Consider the following 15,702-nt stretch of genomic DNA (forward strand, 5'->3'; position numbering starts at 1 on the left):
CCTTTCGCGTTTTCGCCCTACAGCCAGCCGTACCCAAGTGAAATGGCGAGGTTAGAGAAGGAGAAACCTGCGTCGGGCGGGCAGCCGTCCGGGTTCATCGGGTGGTTAGCGTTGCCCGAGTCCCCGCCCTGGTCTACCGAGACGTCGGTGTCGGCCGGTGCCTGCGGGATCGGGTTCCCGTCCAGGTCGGCATTGACCTCCGACGAGGTGTCCGACGCCGAGGGGGTGTCCTCCGCGAAAGCAGGACCCACTCCCCCGGTTCCGACGACGAGAAACGCGGTCAGCGCGGCGGCTGTGCATGTGCGAGTCAGTGTGGCATTCATAGCTATTCCCCCTCCGCCCCCCCTCCCGGAGACGGCATGGACACGACAATCATGGAGGACCTGAGTGATCGTCAAGGAAATGCGAAGGTTCTGAGCGAAAGTTGAGCTTGGTTACTGACTTCGGCTCGTCAAGGTGATGCTGGGTCGTCGAGGGTCAGGCCGGTGCCGGCTATGAAGCCGTCCAGGGTGCCGGGCCGGTACTGAAGGCGCTTGAGCCGGTTGCGTACGAGTGCTTCGAGCCGGTCGAGGGCGACGACGACGAGGTTGGCCAGGCTGCGTTTGACATGCGCCCATACCCACTCGACCGGGTTGAGGTCGGGTGAGTAGGCGGGCAGGAGGAACACCGTCAGCCACTCACGCTCGGCTATCAGCTCGCCCATGGCGCGGGAGACGTGGGTGTTCAGGCGGTCCCACACCAGCACGATGGGCGCCTTGACGAGCTGATGGACGCCGTCGACCAGCGCGATGAAGTCCCGCTCGTCCATGCTGCGACGCTTACCTTTGCCCGCCCGGTGGGTGCGCAGGCGGTGGCACAACCGGGTCCGGGAGTCGGGCCGCACGGCGATCAGCCCGGCCACGGACAGGCGTCCCGAGCGCCGACCGCTCACCGTCACCTGCGGAGTCACTCCGCGTCGGCCCCAGGTGCGTCCCCTGGGCGGCCGGCGGGTGAAACCTGCCTCGTCCTCGAAGCAGATGTAGCCCCCGCAGGCCGCCCGGGCACTTTTACCTCGGCCCAGGTCACCTCCTTCCACGCGGTGACGGCCCGCTCGTCGCGCTCGGCAACCCGCCGCGCGGGGACCTGCGGACTGAAGCCGAGCCGGTGCATCCACCGAGTGGCCCCCGAGACGCTGTCCCTGAACAGCGTTGTATTACAGCATCAGCAACGCTTGACTGAGCGTCTCCCAGCGGCGACGGACACGAAGCCGGCTCGCGACGGGACTCACAGGCCGCGCTTGTATCTGCGACGGGCAGGACGGCGCCGGGCCCCCCACATCGACGAGGGATCACGAGGGTAGCCGGGGGCAGCAAGGAGCCGCAGGTCAATGCCGCACACACGCACGCGCTCACGTGTTCGGGCTGCGCAGCTCTCGGGAGGTAGTGGCCTACAGCACTAGCCGAAGTCCGAGATGGAAGGAGATGTCCAGAAGGTCACGGTCGGCCCGTAGGAGCCGTCCTCCTCGTCACTCACCTCGACGGTGATCTCCCGATCCGGATGGCGCGCGGACAGGACTCCCTGCCAGCACTCCCCCAGAGCCAGCGCGAGTTGGGGCAGTTCCTCCCCCAGCTGATCGTCATCCGTCAGGGGGGTGTTGCCGAAAGTGGCCCACAGCTCCACGTGGTTGGCGACCGCTTCGATACGCTCCCGATCGCCGCCCGGGCTCGTGAACCAGTTGTCGACAGTGTCCTGGCGGAAGCGCTCCTTGAGGAACACGCAGCCGCGGTACTCGACCGTCTCAGGGCAGAACAGCCAGGCCGCGGTCAGGACGAAGCGCAGACCGCCCTCGAAGTCCAGGTAGTTCCCCGGGGACAGCTCCTCGTCCTTCCAGTCGGTGCGCCATCGCCTGAAGAACGCCGGCAGCTCACGCTCGGACCACGACGGTTTGCTGCTGCTCACTGAATCTCCCAGGGGGAACGCGACGCGTACGTCCTTGGTGGGCGCACAAAGGACTTCGCCAGTGTTTCCTGCCCGACCACCGGTGCCCTTGTCCCGGGTGTCGGTGCCGGCGCCGTCTACCCGGCGTGCATCATCAGCCCGATCCCGACGACCACCAGCCCGGCCGCCGCGATCCGCGGAACGCCGAACCGCTCCTTGAAGAAGACGGCACCGATGGCCGCGCCGACGATGATCGAGGACTCGCGCAGGGCGGCGATGGGGGCCAGTTCGGCCCGGGTCTGGGCCCACAGCACGAGGGCGTACGCCGTCACGGACAGCGCGGCGCCGAGCAGCCCGAGCGCCGCGAACGGCCGGAGGCGGCCGACGAATTCGCCCCGCCACCGGTATCGGGCGTACGCGGGGATGACGACCCCCTGCACGGCCATCAGCCAGGCGATGTAGCCGAAGGAGGACCCCGACGCCCGTACGCCCAGCCCGTCCACCACGGTGTACGCCGCGATCGTCAGACCCGTCGCGAGGGCCGCGGCGATGGCCGCCCAGTTCGGCCGGCGTCCCCGCAGCCCCCACAGCGCGACCCCGGTCAGCCCCGCGCACGACACGGCGACGCCCGCCGCCGCCCAGCCGTCCGGCGTCTCGTGGGCGAACACCGCCGCCAGCACGGTGACGACCAGGGGTGCGGTGCCGCGCGCGATGGGGTACGCCTGCCCGAAGTCGCCGAGCCGGAAGGAGCGCATGAGCAGTGCGTAGTAGGCGATGTGGACGGCGGAGGAGGCGAAGAGGTACGGCCACGCCCTGGCCGTCGGGAACGCTGTGAACAGGGCCATCGCCAGCCCGATGAGCACCCCGCCACCCGAGATCAGCGTGAAGCCGACCAGTTTGTCGGTGATGCGGTGGGCGATGGCGTTCCAGCTGGCGTGCGTGACGGCGGCGAGCAGCACCGCCGCGGTGACGGCGGGGGTCACGAGGTCCGCTCGCGCACGTCCACCAGGATGCCGCCCGCGTGGGAGATCAGTGACGTCGGCTCCATCGGGAACACGGTGTGCGGGGTGCCGGCTGCGGCCCACACGGTCCCGTGGTCGAGCAGCGCACGGTCGGCGAGCACCCGCATCCTCGTGCGGTGCCCGAAGGGCGGTACGCCACCGATCGCGTACCCGGTGGTCTCCCGCACGACATCCGGCTTGGCACGGCCGACTTTCGCGGCCCCGAGCTCTTCCCGCACGCGCTCCGCGTCGACCCTGGACGCCCCGTCCATGAGTACGAGCACCGGTACCCCGTCCGCCTCGAACACCAACGACTTGCAGATCCGGCCGAGTTCGCACCCGATCGCGGCGGCGGCCTCGGCGGCGGTACGCGTCGCGTCCGGGAAGCGGCGGATGCGTGCGCGGAGGTCGCCGAGCCCGAACTCGTCGAGAGCCGCAGCGAAACGGGGGTGGGCTCCGGACTCTTCTGCCGGCGTCGTGGGCGTCGTCGTCATGAACGGCAGGTTAGCTGCCGGATACAAAGGTCACGAAGGAATTCCAGGTGGAGGGATGACGGTGAGATACGGGGTTTCCGAGGTCTTGACCCCCTCGCCGACGCCGACCGCGACCAGGTCACCTCCTGCAAGGACCTCGGCACACTCACCCGCTGGTTCGACCGCACCATCACCGCCGCCTCCGCCGCCGAGGTCTGCGCGGGCGACGAACCGGGCGACGCGGAGCACTGAGCGCCCGCCGCGGGAGCGACGGGGCGCCCCACCCGCCGGTGAGGCGCCCCGTTCGCGTGCAGGCCCAGCCCCGCTCAGACCCCTACCAGCTCCCGGTCCTGGTCCGGATCCGCGTCCGGGTCCCGGCGGTCGGTCGCGTCGGTGGACGTCCGCAGGCCCTCGCCCTCCACGTCCACGTTCGGCAGCGCCCGGTCCAGCCACTTCGGCAGCCACCAGGCGCGGCGGCCCAGCATCGCCAGGATCGCCGGGACCAGCGCCATGCGGACCACGAACGCGTCGAAGAACACCGCGATCGCGAGGCCGAAGCCGATCATCTTGATCATCGACTCGCTGGAGCCGATGAAGCCGGAGAACACCGCGATCATGATGACGGCCGCCGCCGTCACCACCCGTGCGCCGTGCCGGAAACCGGTAACGATCGCCTGGCCGGGGCTCTCCCCGTGGACGTACGCCTCGCGCATCCGGGTCACGAGGAAGACCTCGTAGTCCATCGCCAGGCCGAACACCACTCCCACCATGAAGATCGGCATCATCGACATGATCGGACCCGTCTGCTCGACGCCCAGCAGGCCGGACAGCCAGCCCCACTGGAACACCGCGACCACCGCGCCGAGCGCCGCCGTCACCGAGAGCAGGAAGCCGAGCGCCGCCTTCAGCGGGACCAGGATCGAGCGGAAGACCACGATCAGGAGGAGGAAGGCCAGGCCGACCACCAGCGCCAGGTACGGGATCAGCGCGTCGTTCAGCTTCTGCGAGAAGTCGATGTTCATCGCCGTCGTGCCGGTGACGAGCAGATTCGCATCGGTCTTCGTCCTCAGCGCGCCGCCGGTGTCCCGGATGCCGTGCACGAGGTTCTCGGTGGTCGTCGAGGACGGCTTGGAGCCGGGGACGACGGTGATCATCGCCGTGTCGCCGGCCTTGTTGTACGTCGCCGGCGTGACCGTCGTGACGTCCTTCAGACCCCTGATGTCGTCGGTCACCGTCGCGACCGCCGCCTTCGGGTCGGGGCTCTTCCCGGCGTCGACCACGACCATCAGCGGCCCGTTGAACCCGGGCCCGAAGCCCTCCGACAGCAGGTCGTACGCCCGGCGCTGCGTCGTGGACGTCGGCTGCGAACCGTCGTCCGGCAGGCCCAGTTCCAGCTGGGACGCCGGGACGGCTGCGGCACCGAGGCCGATCACTCCCAGCAGCAGGACGGCGAGCGGGCGGCGCACGACGAAGCTCGCCCAGCGCGTGCCCGTGTTCGGCTTGCGCGTGCCCGTGTTCGGCTTGTTCGGCCCGTTCGGCTCGTCCTTCTCGCCGGTTGCGGCCCGGCTGCCGCCGAGCAGCCTGCCCTTCTCACCCGCCGGCTTGACCCTGCGGCCCGCGAAGCCGAGCAGCGCCGGGATCATCGTCAGCGCGATCAGGACCGCGACGGCCACGGTACCGGCCGCCGCGACGCCCATCTTCGTCAGCATCGGGATGTTCACAACGGACAGGCCCACCAGCGCGATCACCACGGTCAGGCCCGCGAAGACCACCGCCGAGCCCGCCGTGCCGACCGCCCGGCCCGTCGCCTCCTCGCGCTCGCGGCCCTCGGCCAGCTCGGCCCGGTAGCGGGAGACGATGAACAGCGCGTAGTCGATGCCGACGGCGAGGCCGATCATCATCGCCAGCGTGGAGGTCGTGGTGCCGAGGTCCAGCGCGTTCGCCAGCGCCGTGATCGTGGAGACGCCGATACCGACGCCGATCAGGGCCGTGAGCAGGGGCAACCCGGCCGCCACCAGCGAACCGAAGGTGATGACGAGGACGACCGCGGCGACCGCGATGCCGATGACCTCGCTCGCACCCGTCTCCGGTGCGGCCGACAGGGCGTCACCGCCGACCTCGACGGTCAGCCCGGCGTCCCGCGCGTGCTGCGCGGCCCGCTTCAGGGCGTCCTTGGCGGAGTCCTTCAGCTCCATCCCGGAGACCCTGTACTTCACCTGCGCGTATGCGATCGTGCCGTTCTTGCTGACGGCGTGCGCGGTGAACGGGTCGGCGACGGAGACGACCTCGGAGCCGGAACGCAGCTCCCTGACGGTCTCGTCCACGACCGCCTTGTTGTCCTTGGCCGTCACCTTCTCGCCGCCGGACGCCTTGAAGACGACACGGGCCGTCGCGCCGTCGGCGCTCATCCCGGGGAAGCGTTGTTCGAGCAGGTCGAAGGCCTTCTGGGCCTCGGTGCCGGGGATCGAGAAGGAGGACGGGCCCGCCGTCGGGGCACTGGCTGCGCCGACGCCCGCGAGCGTCAGCAACGCCACCCAGATCAGGGCGACGAAGTGCCGTCGCCGGAAGGCGAGACGGCCGAGTCCGTAGAGAAAAGTGGCCACGAGGGCGTACTCCCGGTCAGTCGTGGGGTTTTCAGGGCAGAGGTGATCAGCCCGACGACGTGAGCGGTGACGTCAGGTGGGGCAGGCTCGGGGAACGTGTCAGGTGGTGGGCACGCCGAGGGCGGGGAGGACCACGGCGTCGATGTAGGAGCGCAGGAACGTCTGCGTGGGCGGCTGGTCGTCGATGAGCGCACGGGTGGCGAAGACGCCGATCATCATGTGCACCACGTACTGCAGTGCCGGGTTGTCGGCGCGGACCTCACCGCGGTCGACGGCCCGCTGCAGCACGTGCCGGAACTCCTCCGTCTCCGGCCCGATGAGGTGCTCCCGGAACGCCCGGAGGAGGTCCGGGTTGGTGTGCGTCGCCATGGCCAGGCCCCGCATCAGGGCGTTGTTCTGCTCCATGGCGCAGTCGTCCTCGCGTGACACGAGCGCGTGGAAGTCGCCGCGCAACGACCCGGTGTCGACACCTTCGAAGCGGCTCCGCTTGCCGTGCCGGATCGCTCGCGCGACCAGCTCGGCCTTGCCGCCCCACTGACGGTAGAGCGTCGCCTTGCTGGACCGGGTGCGTGCCGCCACGGCGTCCATGGTCAGGGCGTCGTAGCCGACTTCGCGGAGCAGGTCGAGCACGGCTTCGTACAACTCGGCCTCGCGCTCGGGGGTGATCCGACTGCGACGCCCTGTGGCGACATCGGTCATACGACTCACCTCTCCCGCTCGGCGCTTCCTGCTTCCCGCCGGAGCGGCAGGGCTCCGAACGAGACTGTTTCGTACGTTCATGACGATACCCCGGGGACTAACGAAACGAAACCGTTTCGTACGTGTCCTGGGTCACGCACCTGCCGGCGCGGGACACGGGCCCGCCACGCCGGTGCCGACACACCCCCGTACGAGTTGCCGCGCCCCGTCGCCCGACGAAGCATGGGTAGGTGAACGAAGTGCGCGACGAGTACGAGAACGGGAACGCGCCCGGCTACCTCCGCTTCCCGCACCTGCACGGCGACCGTCTGTGCTTCGCCGCGGAGGACGATCTGTGGACGGCTCCCCTGGACGGTTCCGGCCGCGCCTGGCGGCTCACCGTGGACCGCACGAAGATCGGGCATCCCCGCTTCTCGCCGGACGGCCGCACCATCGCGTACACGAGCTGGCGCAGTCTGCTCCCGGAGATCCATCTGACGCCGGTGGACGGCGGCCCCGGCCGACGGCTGACCTACTGGGGCAGCGTGGACACACGGGTGTGCGGCTGGACCCCGGAGGGCGACCTCCTGGCCGTCGCCTCGCACGGCGAGCCCTTCTCCCACTACACCTTCGCCTACAAGGTCCCGGCCGACGGCGACCCCGGTGGCAAGCTGCCCTGGGGTCCGGTCTCCGACATAGCGGTGGCGGACATCGACGGCGAACGCAGGACACTGCTCCTCACGGGCACGCCCCCGCACGAACCGGCCTCCTGGAAGCGCTACCGCGGCGGCGCCATGGGCCGGCTGTGGCTGCACGGACAGCGGCTGCTCGCCGATCTCGAGGGCCACCTCGACTCACCGATGTTCGTCGGCGGGCGGATCGCCTTCCTCTCCGACCACGAGGGCATCGGCAACCTGTACTCGTGCGCGTACGACGGCTCCGACCTGCGCCGCCACAGCGACCACGACAGCTTCTACGCCCGCCACGCCGCGAGCGACGGCGCGCGGGTGGTGTACCAGTGCGCGGGCGGCCTGTGGATCCTCGACGACCTGTCCCCCGATTCGGCCCCGCGCCGCCTGGACGTGCGTCTGGGCGGACCACGGGCCGGGCGCCGCCCGTACCAGGTGCCGGCGGCACAGCACGTGGACGGGGTCTCGGTGGACGAGACCGGGCGGGCCAGCGCCGTGGTCGTCCGCGGCAGCCTGTACTGGCTCACGCACCGGGACGGCCCCGCCCGCACGATCACGGACACCCCCGGCGTCCGTATCCGGCTGCCGGAGATGCTGGGGGTCGGCGGGCAGATCGCGTACGTCACGGACGCGGAGGGCGAGGACGCCGTCGAGATCGCGTATCTGCCGCGGGCCTCGGGCGACCGCGGGCCGCGCCGGCTGGCCTCGGGGCAGCTGGGACGGGTCCTGGAGATGGTGGCGGACCCCCAGGGCGAACGGCTCGCAATCGCCTCGAACGACGGACGGCTGCTGCTCATCACGGTGGCCGACGAGATGTCCGGGGGCGAGGAGCCAGGAGGTCAGGAGCCCGGCAGCGCGGAGCCGGGCACAGGGGAGTCCGGGGGCGAGGAGCCCGGCAGCGAGGAGCCGGGCACAGGGGAGTCCGGGGGCGAGGAGCCCGGCAGCGAGGAGCCGGGCACAGGGGAGTCCGGGGGCCAGGAGCCCGGCAGCGAGGAGCCGGGCACAGGGGAGGCCGGGGGCCAGGAGCCCGGGAGCGAGGAACCGGAGGGGGCGGTCACCGAGCTGGTCCGCTCGGACAACGGGCCGGTACGGGACCTGGCCTTCTCCCCGGACGGCGCCTGGCTGACGTGGTCGCACCCGGGCATCGGCCGATCGCTGAGGCAGATCAGGATGGCCCGTATAAAGGACCGGCTGATCGTCGACGTCACAGACGGCCGCTTCGAGGACGAGAACCCCGTGTTCACGCGGGACGGCCGCTATCTGGCGTTCCTGTCCTGGCGCGGCTTCGACCCGGTGTACGACGTGCACACCGGCGACCTGTCCTTCCCGCTCGGCTGCCGCCCCTACCTGGTCCCGCTGTCCTCCGTGACCCCGTCCCCCTTCGCTCTGAACCCGGAGGGGCGGCCCGCGGCCGGCGGCCTGGACCCGGTGGAGGACGAGGAGGAGGGCGGCGGCGTGGTGACCGTGGAGGCGGAGGGGCTGGAGAACCGGGTGACGCCGTTCCCGGTGACGGCCTCGAAGTACTCGGAGCTGCGTCCCGTCTCGGGCGGCGGCCTGGTGTGGATGCGCTGGCCGATCTCCGGCGCGCTGGGCGAGACCTTCGTCAACCCGGACGACGTCTCCGGCCGGCCCACCCTGGAGCACTTCAGCCTCACCAAGGCGAAGAAGTCCGAACTGGTCGCCCATCTGGACTGGTTCGCGGTGAGCGGGGACGGCACGCGGCTGGTGGTCGTCGACGAGGGCGACCTGCGGGCGGTTCCCTCGACCGAGTCCGGCGACTCCGACACGACGGTGTGGATCGACGCACGCCGGATCATGCACGAGGTGGATCCGGGCGCGGAGTGGCGGCAGGCCTACGCGGAGGCGGGCCGGCTGATCCGGGCCTACTTCTGGGAGCCGGGCATGTGCGGGATCGACTGGGACGCGATTTTGGAGCAGTACCGCCCGCTGGTCGAACGGGTCGCCTCCCCGGACGAGTTCGCTGACCTGCTGCGCGAGGTGCTGGGCGAGCTGGGCACCTCGCACGCGTACGTGGCGGCGGCCCGGCGCAACGAGGGCCCGCCGCACTACCGCCGCTACCAGGGCCTGCTGGGCACCAACTTCGTGCGCCGCGACGGGCGTTGGGTCGTGAAGCGGATCCTGTCGGGGGAGTCGTCGGACTCCAAGGCGCGCTCGCCGCTCGCGGGGACCGGCATCCGCGAGGACGCCGTGCTGACCCATGTGGACGGGCGGCCGGTCGACCCGGTGACAGGGCCGTATCCCCTGCTGGCGGGGGCGGGCGGGACGACGGTGGAACTGACGTTCCTGCCCGCCGACGGGGAGGGCGGACCCCGGCGGGTGGCCGTGGTGCCGCTGATCGACGAGCGGCCGCTGCGCTACCAGGACTGGGTCGCCAAACGCCGCTCGGTGGTACGGGAGTTGAGCGGCGGCCGCTGCGGGTACCTGCACATCCCGGACATGGGCGGCTCGGGCTGGGCGCAGTTCAACCGGGACCTCAGGAAGGAGGTCTCGCAGCCCGCGCTCATCGTGGACGTGCGGGGCAACGCGGGCGGCCACATCAGCGAGCTCGTCATCGAGAAGCTGACCCGCACCATCCTGGGCTGGGACCTGACGCGCAACGCCCAGCCGGTGTCGTACACGTCCAACGCCCCGCGCGGACCGGTCGTGGCCCTCGCCGACGAGGCCACGTCCTCCGACGGCGACATGATCACGGCCGCGTTCAAACTGCTGAAGCTCGGCCCGGTGGTCGGCCAGCGCACCTGGGGCGGGGTGGTCGGCATGACGGGCCGCCACCGCCTGGGCGACGGCACGGTGATCACGGTGCCGATGAACGCGGCGTGGTTCGACGCGTACGGGTGGTCGGTGGAGAACCGGGGCGTCACCCCGGACCTGGAGATCGAGCGCACCCCCGTCGACTGGGCGGAGGGCCGCCACCGGCAGCTGTCGGACGCGGTCGAAGTGGCGCTGAACCTCCTCGAGACCCAGCCGGCGGCAGCCCCGCCGGACTACAGCCGGGTCCCGGACAGAACCCGCCCGAAGCTCCCTCCGAGGCCGTGACCGCCGCGGGCATCCGAAAGTGGGGCGCCCTCGAAGCGATGGGCACCCCACTTTCGGCGGCGACGTCACCCGCAGGCTACCGCTCGCGGTCCCGGTCGAAGCGGTCCTCCGCTTCCTCCTGCATCCGCTGCGCCTCTTCCCGCGACTGCCGGCCGCGCTGCTGACCCTGCTGCTGGGTCTGCTGGCCGCGCTGCTGCGCCTGCTGCTTGGCCTGTTCCATCTTCTGCTTGGCCTGCTGCTTGATCTGCTCGGACTTGTCCTTCATGCCCATGTGGATTCACTCCCGAAGTGGGTGAGGGGATCGGGCTCGACCAGACTGACACGCAGGAACACGGCACGCATTTCGATCAGTTACGCAGCGTACTGCGCTGCTGCTCATCGGCCTGGCCACCAGCCCCGACGAGCCCCGTGCGCATCCCCTTGAGCCGCGGCTCGAACCGCCGCATCTCCCGTTGCCCCACGGTCGCGACGATCCCCGGCAGACACCCGCGCACGGCCTGCATCCCGCGCAGCCACGCCTGCCCGTACACATGGCTCGACCGTCGCTCGATGCCGGCCACGAGCCGGTCCACCGCGGGCCCCGGCGGATACGTCTTGCCGGACGGCCACGGCAGCCGCTGCCGCAGCTCCCGCATCACCTCCTCCCGGTCGGCGCCCCGCACCATGTCCGTGTCGGTCCACGACAGGTACCCGACCCCGACGCGTACGCCCTTGTGCGCCACCTCGGCACGCAGACTGTGCGCGTACGCCTCCACACCCGACTTGGAGGCGCAGTACGCCGTCATCATCGGCGCCGGTGTGATGGCCGCGAGCGAGGCGATCTGCAGGAGGTAGCCCCGGCTCGCGATCAGCTCCGGCAGGAAGGCGCGGGCCGTCACCGCCGAGCCGATCAGATTGACCTCGATCACCCGCCGCCACGCCTCGGGGTCGGACTCGGTGAACGGCCCTCCGTTCGCCACACCGGCGTTGGCGACCACGATGTCGACCTTCCCGAACCGCTGCCGGACCTCCCGCGCGACCCGCGTCATCGCCTCGTGGTCGGTGACGTCGGCGTACCAGTGGCCGCCGTCCCCGTACAGCTGCTCCGCGACCCCCTTCAGGGCGTCCGCCTCCAGGCCGACCAGCGCGACCGTCGCGCCGCGTGCCGACAGCTTGCGGGCCAGCAGTTCGCCGACCCCGCGTGCGGCGCCGGTGACGACCGCGACCTGCCCCTTCAGGCTCGTCCTGCTCATGCGCCCTCCTTGACCGGCTCGTTCGGCGTGTGCGCCGCATATGTGGTGACGAGTTCGCGGATCTTCCCGGTGACCAGTTCCGGCGCCTCCACGGGTGTCATATGGCCGAGCCCCGGCAGCTCCGTGCCGCCCACGCAGTGCGGCAGCTCGGCGACCAGCGCCCGCGCGTGCACCGGCGGGGTGAGCCGGTCGGCGGTACCGACGACGACGGCCGTCGGTACGGTCAACTCCCTTACGGCGTCCTCGAGATCGAGCCCTTCCAGCACGCGTGACCAGGCATGACGCACCTCGCGCGGGCAGGCGTGCACCACTCGTGCGCACGCCTCCACCATGGCCGGCGTCGCGGCGGCGCCCATGGTGGCGTACTTGAGGATGCGCCGGGCCACCGGTGTGACCGGCCCGAGCGGGGCGCGCGAGCCGAGGACGCGCGCCGTGAGCCGGGTGCGCAGGCGCCCGGCGCGCAGGGGCACCACGAGCGACTCGGCCACCAGGCGCGCGCTGCCCGTGCTGCACAGCAGGACGGCCGCCGCGTGCGCCCGGAAGCGAGGGCGCGCGGCGGCGGCCAGCACCGTCATCCCGCCCATGGAGTGCCCCACGACCACGGCTCTCTCGCCCGGCGCGAGCGTGGCGGCGAGCACCGCCTCCAGATCGTCGGCGAGCGCCTCGGTGGAGCAGGTGGGGCTCGCGGGGCTGCGCCCGTGTCCGCGCAGGTCGTAGGCGATCACCCGGTGGTCGGCGGCCAGCGCCCGGATCTGTGCCGCCCAGAAGGCGGTCGAGCAGGTCCAGCCGTGCACGAGGACCACCGGGAGCGCGCCCTCGGGGCCGTGCACCTCGACGTGCAACCGGGCGCCGTCGGAGGAGAGGACCGTCAGCTCACGGTCCGGGTGCGGGGGCGCGTAGGGGCCGGTGGCCACCGACGTCGGCCGCCTCATGCGCCTGCCTCCACGCGCTCCTCGGCCTCCACGCCCCGCTGGGCCGGCGCCCGCAGCACGTCGTACTCCGCGAGGTTCACACGCCGCGTCGCCGCCCGGAACTCCGTCGTCGTACCGGGCCAGACGGTGGTGTTGCGGCCGCTCGCGTCAAGGTACCAACTGGTACAGCCACCGGTGTTCCACACCGTGCGCCTCATACGCTCCTGCACCTTGTGGTTCCAGGCGCCGACGGCGCCCGGGCGGGCGTCGAGCGCGACCCGGCCGCCGAGGACCCGCAACTGCCGCAGGAAGTCGGCCATGTAGTTCAGCTGGGACTCGATCATCAGGATCATCGAGGAGTTCCCGAGCCCGGTGTTGGGCCCGATGATCGTCATCCAGTTGGGGAATCCGGTGGCCGAGGCCCCGCGCAGGGCCTGCATCCCGCCCTTCCAGGTCTCCGCGAGCGTACGGCCGTCGGCGCCGACGACCCGCTCGGTGATCGGCATGTCCGTCACGTGGAAGCCCGTGCCGAAGACGATCACGTCGGCCTCCGCCTCGGTGCCGTCCGCCGCGACGACCGTCCGGCCGCGGACCTCGGCGAGCCCGCTCGCGACGACGTCCACATTCGGCTGCGCGAGGGCCGGGTAGTAGTCGCTGGAGAGCAGGATGCGCTTGCAGCCGATGCGGTAGTCGGGGGTCAGCCTGGCGCGCAGGACCGGGTCCTTGATGGCGCGGGCCATGTTGGCCCTGGCCAGCTTCTCGACGAAGCCCAGCTCGTCCGGGTGCTTGGTGAACGCCTGGACCTGCAACTCCCGTATCCCCCACAGCAGCCCGCGGCGCAGCCGGGCGGTGACGGGCAGCGCGCGGTGCAGTGCCCGCTCCGGGCCGGTGATGGCGCGGTCGACGCGGGGCAGCACCCACGGCGGGGTGCGCTGGAAGAGCACGAGCCGCGCGACGTCGGGCTGGAGGGCGGGCACGATCTGGATCGCGGAGGCCCCGGTGCCGACCATGGCGACCCGCTTCCCGCGCAGGTCCTGGTCGTGGTCCCAGCGGGCGGAGTGGAAGACGGCGCCGGGGAAGGAGTCCAGGCCGGGGACGTCCGGGATCTTCGGGTCGGAGAGCGGGCCGGTGGCGGAGACGACGACGTCCGCGCTGAGCGGTCCGCTGCTGGTCTCGATGTCCCAGCGCAGCTTCGCGGCGTTCCAGGTCATCAGTTTCACCTCGCTGCGGAAGCGGAGGTGCGGCCGCAGCCCGAAGACGTCCGCCACATGCTCCAGGTAGGCGCGGATGTGCTCCTGCCCGGAGAAGGTGCGCGGCCAGTCGGGGTGGGGGGCGAACGAGAAGGAGTAGAGGTGGGAGGGGACGTCGCAGGCGCAGCCCGGATAGGTGTTGTCCCGCCAGGTGCCGCCCACCGAGTCCGCCCGTTCCAGGACCACGAAGTCGGTGACCCCTTCCCGGCGCAGTCGTACGGCGGCACCGAGCCCGCCGAACCCCGACCCGATCACCGCCACCCGTACATGCTCGTGCTCGGCCATCCCGCAGCCTCCCGCCGCTCCGCATGAATCCGCCAGTAATCACTGGCGCAATGGGAGCGTAGGGCAGCGGCGTACCGATGGGTAGGGGTCGGAACAAGGAAGTTACCGGCGGTACGACATAGGGTGCGGGCGTGGCAGGCAACGGGGAGCGGCGCGAGTACCGCATGGAGGAGCTGGCCGGGAAGGCCGGCATCACGGTGCGCACCCTGCGGTTCTACCGCGAGCGCAGGCTGATCCACCCGCCGCGCCGCGAGGGCCGTATCGCCTGGTACGACGACACCCACCTGGCCCGGCTGCGGACGATCTCCGCGCTCCTGGAACGCGGCCACACCCTCAGCGGCATCGCGGAACTCGCGGAGGCCTTCGACCACGGCCGCAACGTCGGCGAGCTGCTCGGCCTGGGCGCGCCCGGCGAGGAGACCCCGGTCCGGCTCACCCCGGAGGCGCTGGCCGACGTCTTCGGCGACCAGGCCACGCCGGAGAACCTCTCCGCCGCGCTCGAACTGGGCTACCTCGGCACGGACGGCGGCGAGATCGTGCACGTCAGCCGTCGGCTGCTGGACGTCTCGGCGGCCCTGGTGCGTGAGGGCATCCCGCTGGCGGACGTCCTGGCCGCCGGCCGCCGCGTCCGCGAACACGCCGAGGCCCTGGCGGGGGTCTTCAACGACCTGGTGGCCGCGGAGGACCGCTCCCCGGAGGAGGTCCGGCGCCTGCGCCCGCTGGCGAAGAGCGTGGTGGAGGCGGAACTGTCACTGGCGCTGGACCGACGACTACGGCCGGATCAGAGGTCGTAGACCACCGTCACCGGGGCGTGGTCCGACCACCGCTCCTCGTGGGCGGCCGCTCGCTCCACCACTGCCTTGACGGCCCGTACCGCGAGTCCGGGCGTCGCCACCGCGAGGTCGATTCTCCACCCCGAATCGTTGTCGAACGCCCGCCCCCGGTACGACCACCACGTGTACGGCCCCTCCGCATCGGGATGCAGCGACCGTACGACGTCGACGTACCCGCCGTCCGCCGGGTCGAACACACGCCAGAGCCACTCGCGTTCCTCCGGCAGGAAGCCGGAGTTCTTCCGGTTGCCGCGCCAGTTCTTCAGGTCGGCCTCGCGATGGGCGATGTTCCAGTCGCCGCAGACGACGACCTCGCGCCCGTCGGCGGCGGCCCGCTCCCGCAACTCCTTGAGGTAGCCGAGGAACTCGGCCATGAACCGGACCTTCTCGTCCTGCCGTTCGGTCCCGACCTCACCGGAGGGCAGGTACAGACTGGCGACGGTGACACCGGGCAGGTCGGCCTCGACGTACCGCCCGCTGCCGTCGAACTCGGCCGAGCCGAACCCGATCCGCACCCGGTCGGGCTCCCGCCGCGTGTAGAGCGCCACCCCCGCGCGCCCCTTGGCGGCGGCGGGGGCGTGCACGACGTGCCAGCCGTCGGGCGACCGTACTCCTTCGGGGATCTGTTCGGGCTCGGCGCGCACCTCCTGCAGGCACAGCACATCGGCGGAGGTACCGTCGAGCCACTCCACGAAGCCCTTCTTCGCGGCGGCACGGATCCCGTTGACGTTCACGGAGGTCACAGTGAGCACCCGGGAACGATACCGGCAGAC

General features: G+C 71.3%; 13 protein-coding genes and 1 pseudogene. 2 read left to right on the top strand and 12 right to left on the bottom strand.

All coding sequences use genetic code 11. The features are described 5' to 3' along the window. Positions 1-17: 17 nt before the first annotated feature. The 7 genes and pseudogenes from AC5WS8_RS33910 to AC5WS8_RS33940 form a co-directional block, all read right to left on the bottom strand. Positions 18-323: a hypothetical protein gene (locus AC5WS8_RS33910; RefSeq protein WP_496107358.1), complete on the bottom strand. Its 306-nt coding sequence runs from the start codon at positions 321-323 to the stop codon at positions 18-20. Positions 324-451: 128 nt separating this feature from the next. Further along, positions 452-1,173: pseudogene (locus AC5WS8_RS33915) on the bottom strand (transposase); the annotation flags it as partial. A gap of 261 nt (positions 1,174-1,434) precedes the next feature. Next, a complete protein-coding gene (locus tag AC5WS8_RS33920) occupies positions 1,435-1,938 on the bottom strand; it encodes a hypothetical protein (RefSeq protein ID WP_496107359.1) in 504 nt (167 codons plus the stop codon). A gap of 116 nt (positions 1,939-2,054) precedes the next feature. Continuing rightward, on the bottom strand, positions 2,055-2,900 hold the full coding sequence (locus tag AC5WS8_RS33925; RefSeq protein ID WP_496107360.1) for an EamA family transporter: 846 nt from the start codon (positions 2,898-2,900) through the stop codon (positions 2,055-2,057). Next, positions 2,897-3,412, bottom strand: a complete 516-nt coding sequence (locus tag AC5WS8_RS33930) for a YbaK/EbsC family protein (RefSeq protein ID WP_496107361.1) — start codon at positions 3,410-3,412, stop codon at positions 2,897-2,899. The genes AC5WS8_RS33925 and AC5WS8_RS33930 overlap by 4 nt, the downstream gene beginning before the upstream one ends. Before the next feature lie 305 nt (positions 3,413-3,717). Continuing rightward, on the bottom strand, positions 3,718-5,994 hold the full coding sequence (locus AC5WS8_RS33935) for an MMPL family transporter (protein ID WP_496107362.1): 2,277 nt from the start codon (positions 5,992-5,994) through the stop codon (positions 3,718-3,720). Between the two features lie 99 nt (positions 5,995-6,093). Further along, a complete protein-coding gene (locus AC5WS8_RS33940; RefSeq protein WP_496107363.1) occupies positions 6,094-6,693 on the bottom strand; it encodes a TetR/AcrR family transcriptional regulator in 600 nt (199 codons plus the stop codon). 239 nt (positions 6,694-6,932) lie between these two features. On the opposite strand from AC5WS8_RS33940, the gene AC5WS8_RS33945 reads away from it, so the two are divergent. Further along, complete coding sequence (locus AC5WS8_RS33945) at positions 6,933-10,418, top strand: S41 family peptidase (protein WP_496107430.1); 3,486 nt, start codon at positions 6,933-6,935, stop codon at positions 10,416-10,418. Positions 10,419-10,494: 76 nt separating this feature from the next. Here AC5WS8_RS33945 and AC5WS8_RS33950 read toward each other — a convergent pair whose 3' ends face one another. From AC5WS8_RS33950 to AC5WS8_RS33965, 4 genes are all read right to left on the bottom strand, one after another. Beyond that, positions 10,495-10,689 (bottom strand): hypothetical protein, encoded by a 195-nt coding sequence (locus AC5WS8_RS33950; RefSeq protein WP_496107364.1) that lies wholly within the window; start codon positions 10,687-10,689, stop codon positions 10,495-10,497. 76 nt (positions 10,690-10,765) lie between these two features. Then, entirely contained in the window at positions 10,766-11,650 is an 885-nt protein-coding gene (locus tag AC5WS8_RS33955) for an SDR family oxidoreductase (protein WP_496107365.1), read from the bottom strand. Next, positions 11,647-12,582 carry an alpha/beta fold hydrolase gene (locus AC5WS8_RS33960; protein WP_496107366.1) on the bottom strand — a complete coding sequence of 312 codons (936 nt, stop codon included), beginning with the start codon at positions 12,580-12,582 and terminating at the stop codon, positions 11,647-11,649. Before AC5WS8_RS33960 ends, AC5WS8_RS33955 begins: the two co-directional genes overlap by 4 nt. Further along, a complete protein-coding gene (locus AC5WS8_RS33965; protein ID WP_496107367.1) occupies positions 12,579-14,096 on the bottom strand; it encodes a flavin-containing monooxygenase in 1,518 nt (505 codons plus the stop codon). The genes AC5WS8_RS33960 and AC5WS8_RS33965 overlap by 4 nt, the downstream gene beginning before the upstream one ends. A 164-nt stretch (positions 14,097-14,260) precedes the next feature. Here AC5WS8_RS33965 and AC5WS8_RS33970 point away from each other — a divergent pair, with 164 nt between their 5' ends. Further along, positions 14,261-14,890 (top strand): MerR family transcriptional regulator, encoded by a 630-nt coding sequence (locus tag AC5WS8_RS33970; RefSeq protein ID WP_496107431.1) that lies wholly within the window; start codon positions 14,261-14,263, stop codon positions 14,888-14,890. On the opposite strand, the gene AC5WS8_RS33975 is transcribed toward AC5WS8_RS33970, so the two are convergent. Beyond that, on the bottom strand, positions 14,878-15,681 hold the full coding sequence (locus AC5WS8_RS33975; RefSeq protein ID WP_496107368.1) for an exodeoxyribonuclease III: 804 nt from the start codon (positions 15,679-15,681) through the stop codon (positions 14,878-14,880). The two genes, AC5WS8_RS33970 and AC5WS8_RS33975, sit on opposite strands and share 13 nt — an antisense overlap. Positions 15,682-15,702: the final 21 nt, after the last annotated feature.

The organism is Streptomyces sp. PTL18 (genome assembly GCF_059510295.1).

Coding starts and splice junctions, on each gene's coding strand:
- AC5WS8_RS33910 (WP_496107358.1), bottom strand. CDS start 323: ATGAATGCCACACTGACTCGCACATGCACAGCCGCCGCGCTGACCGCG.
- AC5WS8_RS33930 (WP_496107361.1), bottom strand. CDS start 3,412: ATGACGACGACGCCCACGACGCCGGCAGAAGAGTCCGGAGCCCACCCC.
- AC5WS8_RS33940 (WP_496107363.1), bottom strand. CDS start 6,693: ATGACCGATGTCGCCACAGGGCGTCGCAGTCGGATCACCCCCGAGCGC.
- AC5WS8_RS33950 (WP_496107364.1), bottom strand. CDS start 10,689: ATGGGCATGAAGGACAAGTCCGAGCAGATCAAGCAGCAGGCCAAGCAG.
- AC5WS8_RS33955 (WP_496107365.1), bottom strand. CDS start 11,650: ATGAGCAGGACGAGCCTGAAGGGGCAGGTCGCGGTCGTCACCGGCGCC.
- AC5WS8_RS33960 (WP_496107366.1), bottom strand. CDS start 12,582: ATGAGGCGGCCGACGTCGGTGGCCACCGGCCCCTACGCGCCCCCGCAC.
- AC5WS8_RS33965 (WP_496107367.1), bottom strand. CDS start 14,096: ATGGCCGAGCACGAGCATGTACGGGTGGCGGTGATCGGGTCGGGGTTC.
- AC5WS8_RS33970 (WP_496107431.1), top strand. CDS start 14,261: ATGGAGGAGCTGGCCGGGAAGGCCGGCATCACGGTGCGCACCCTGCGG.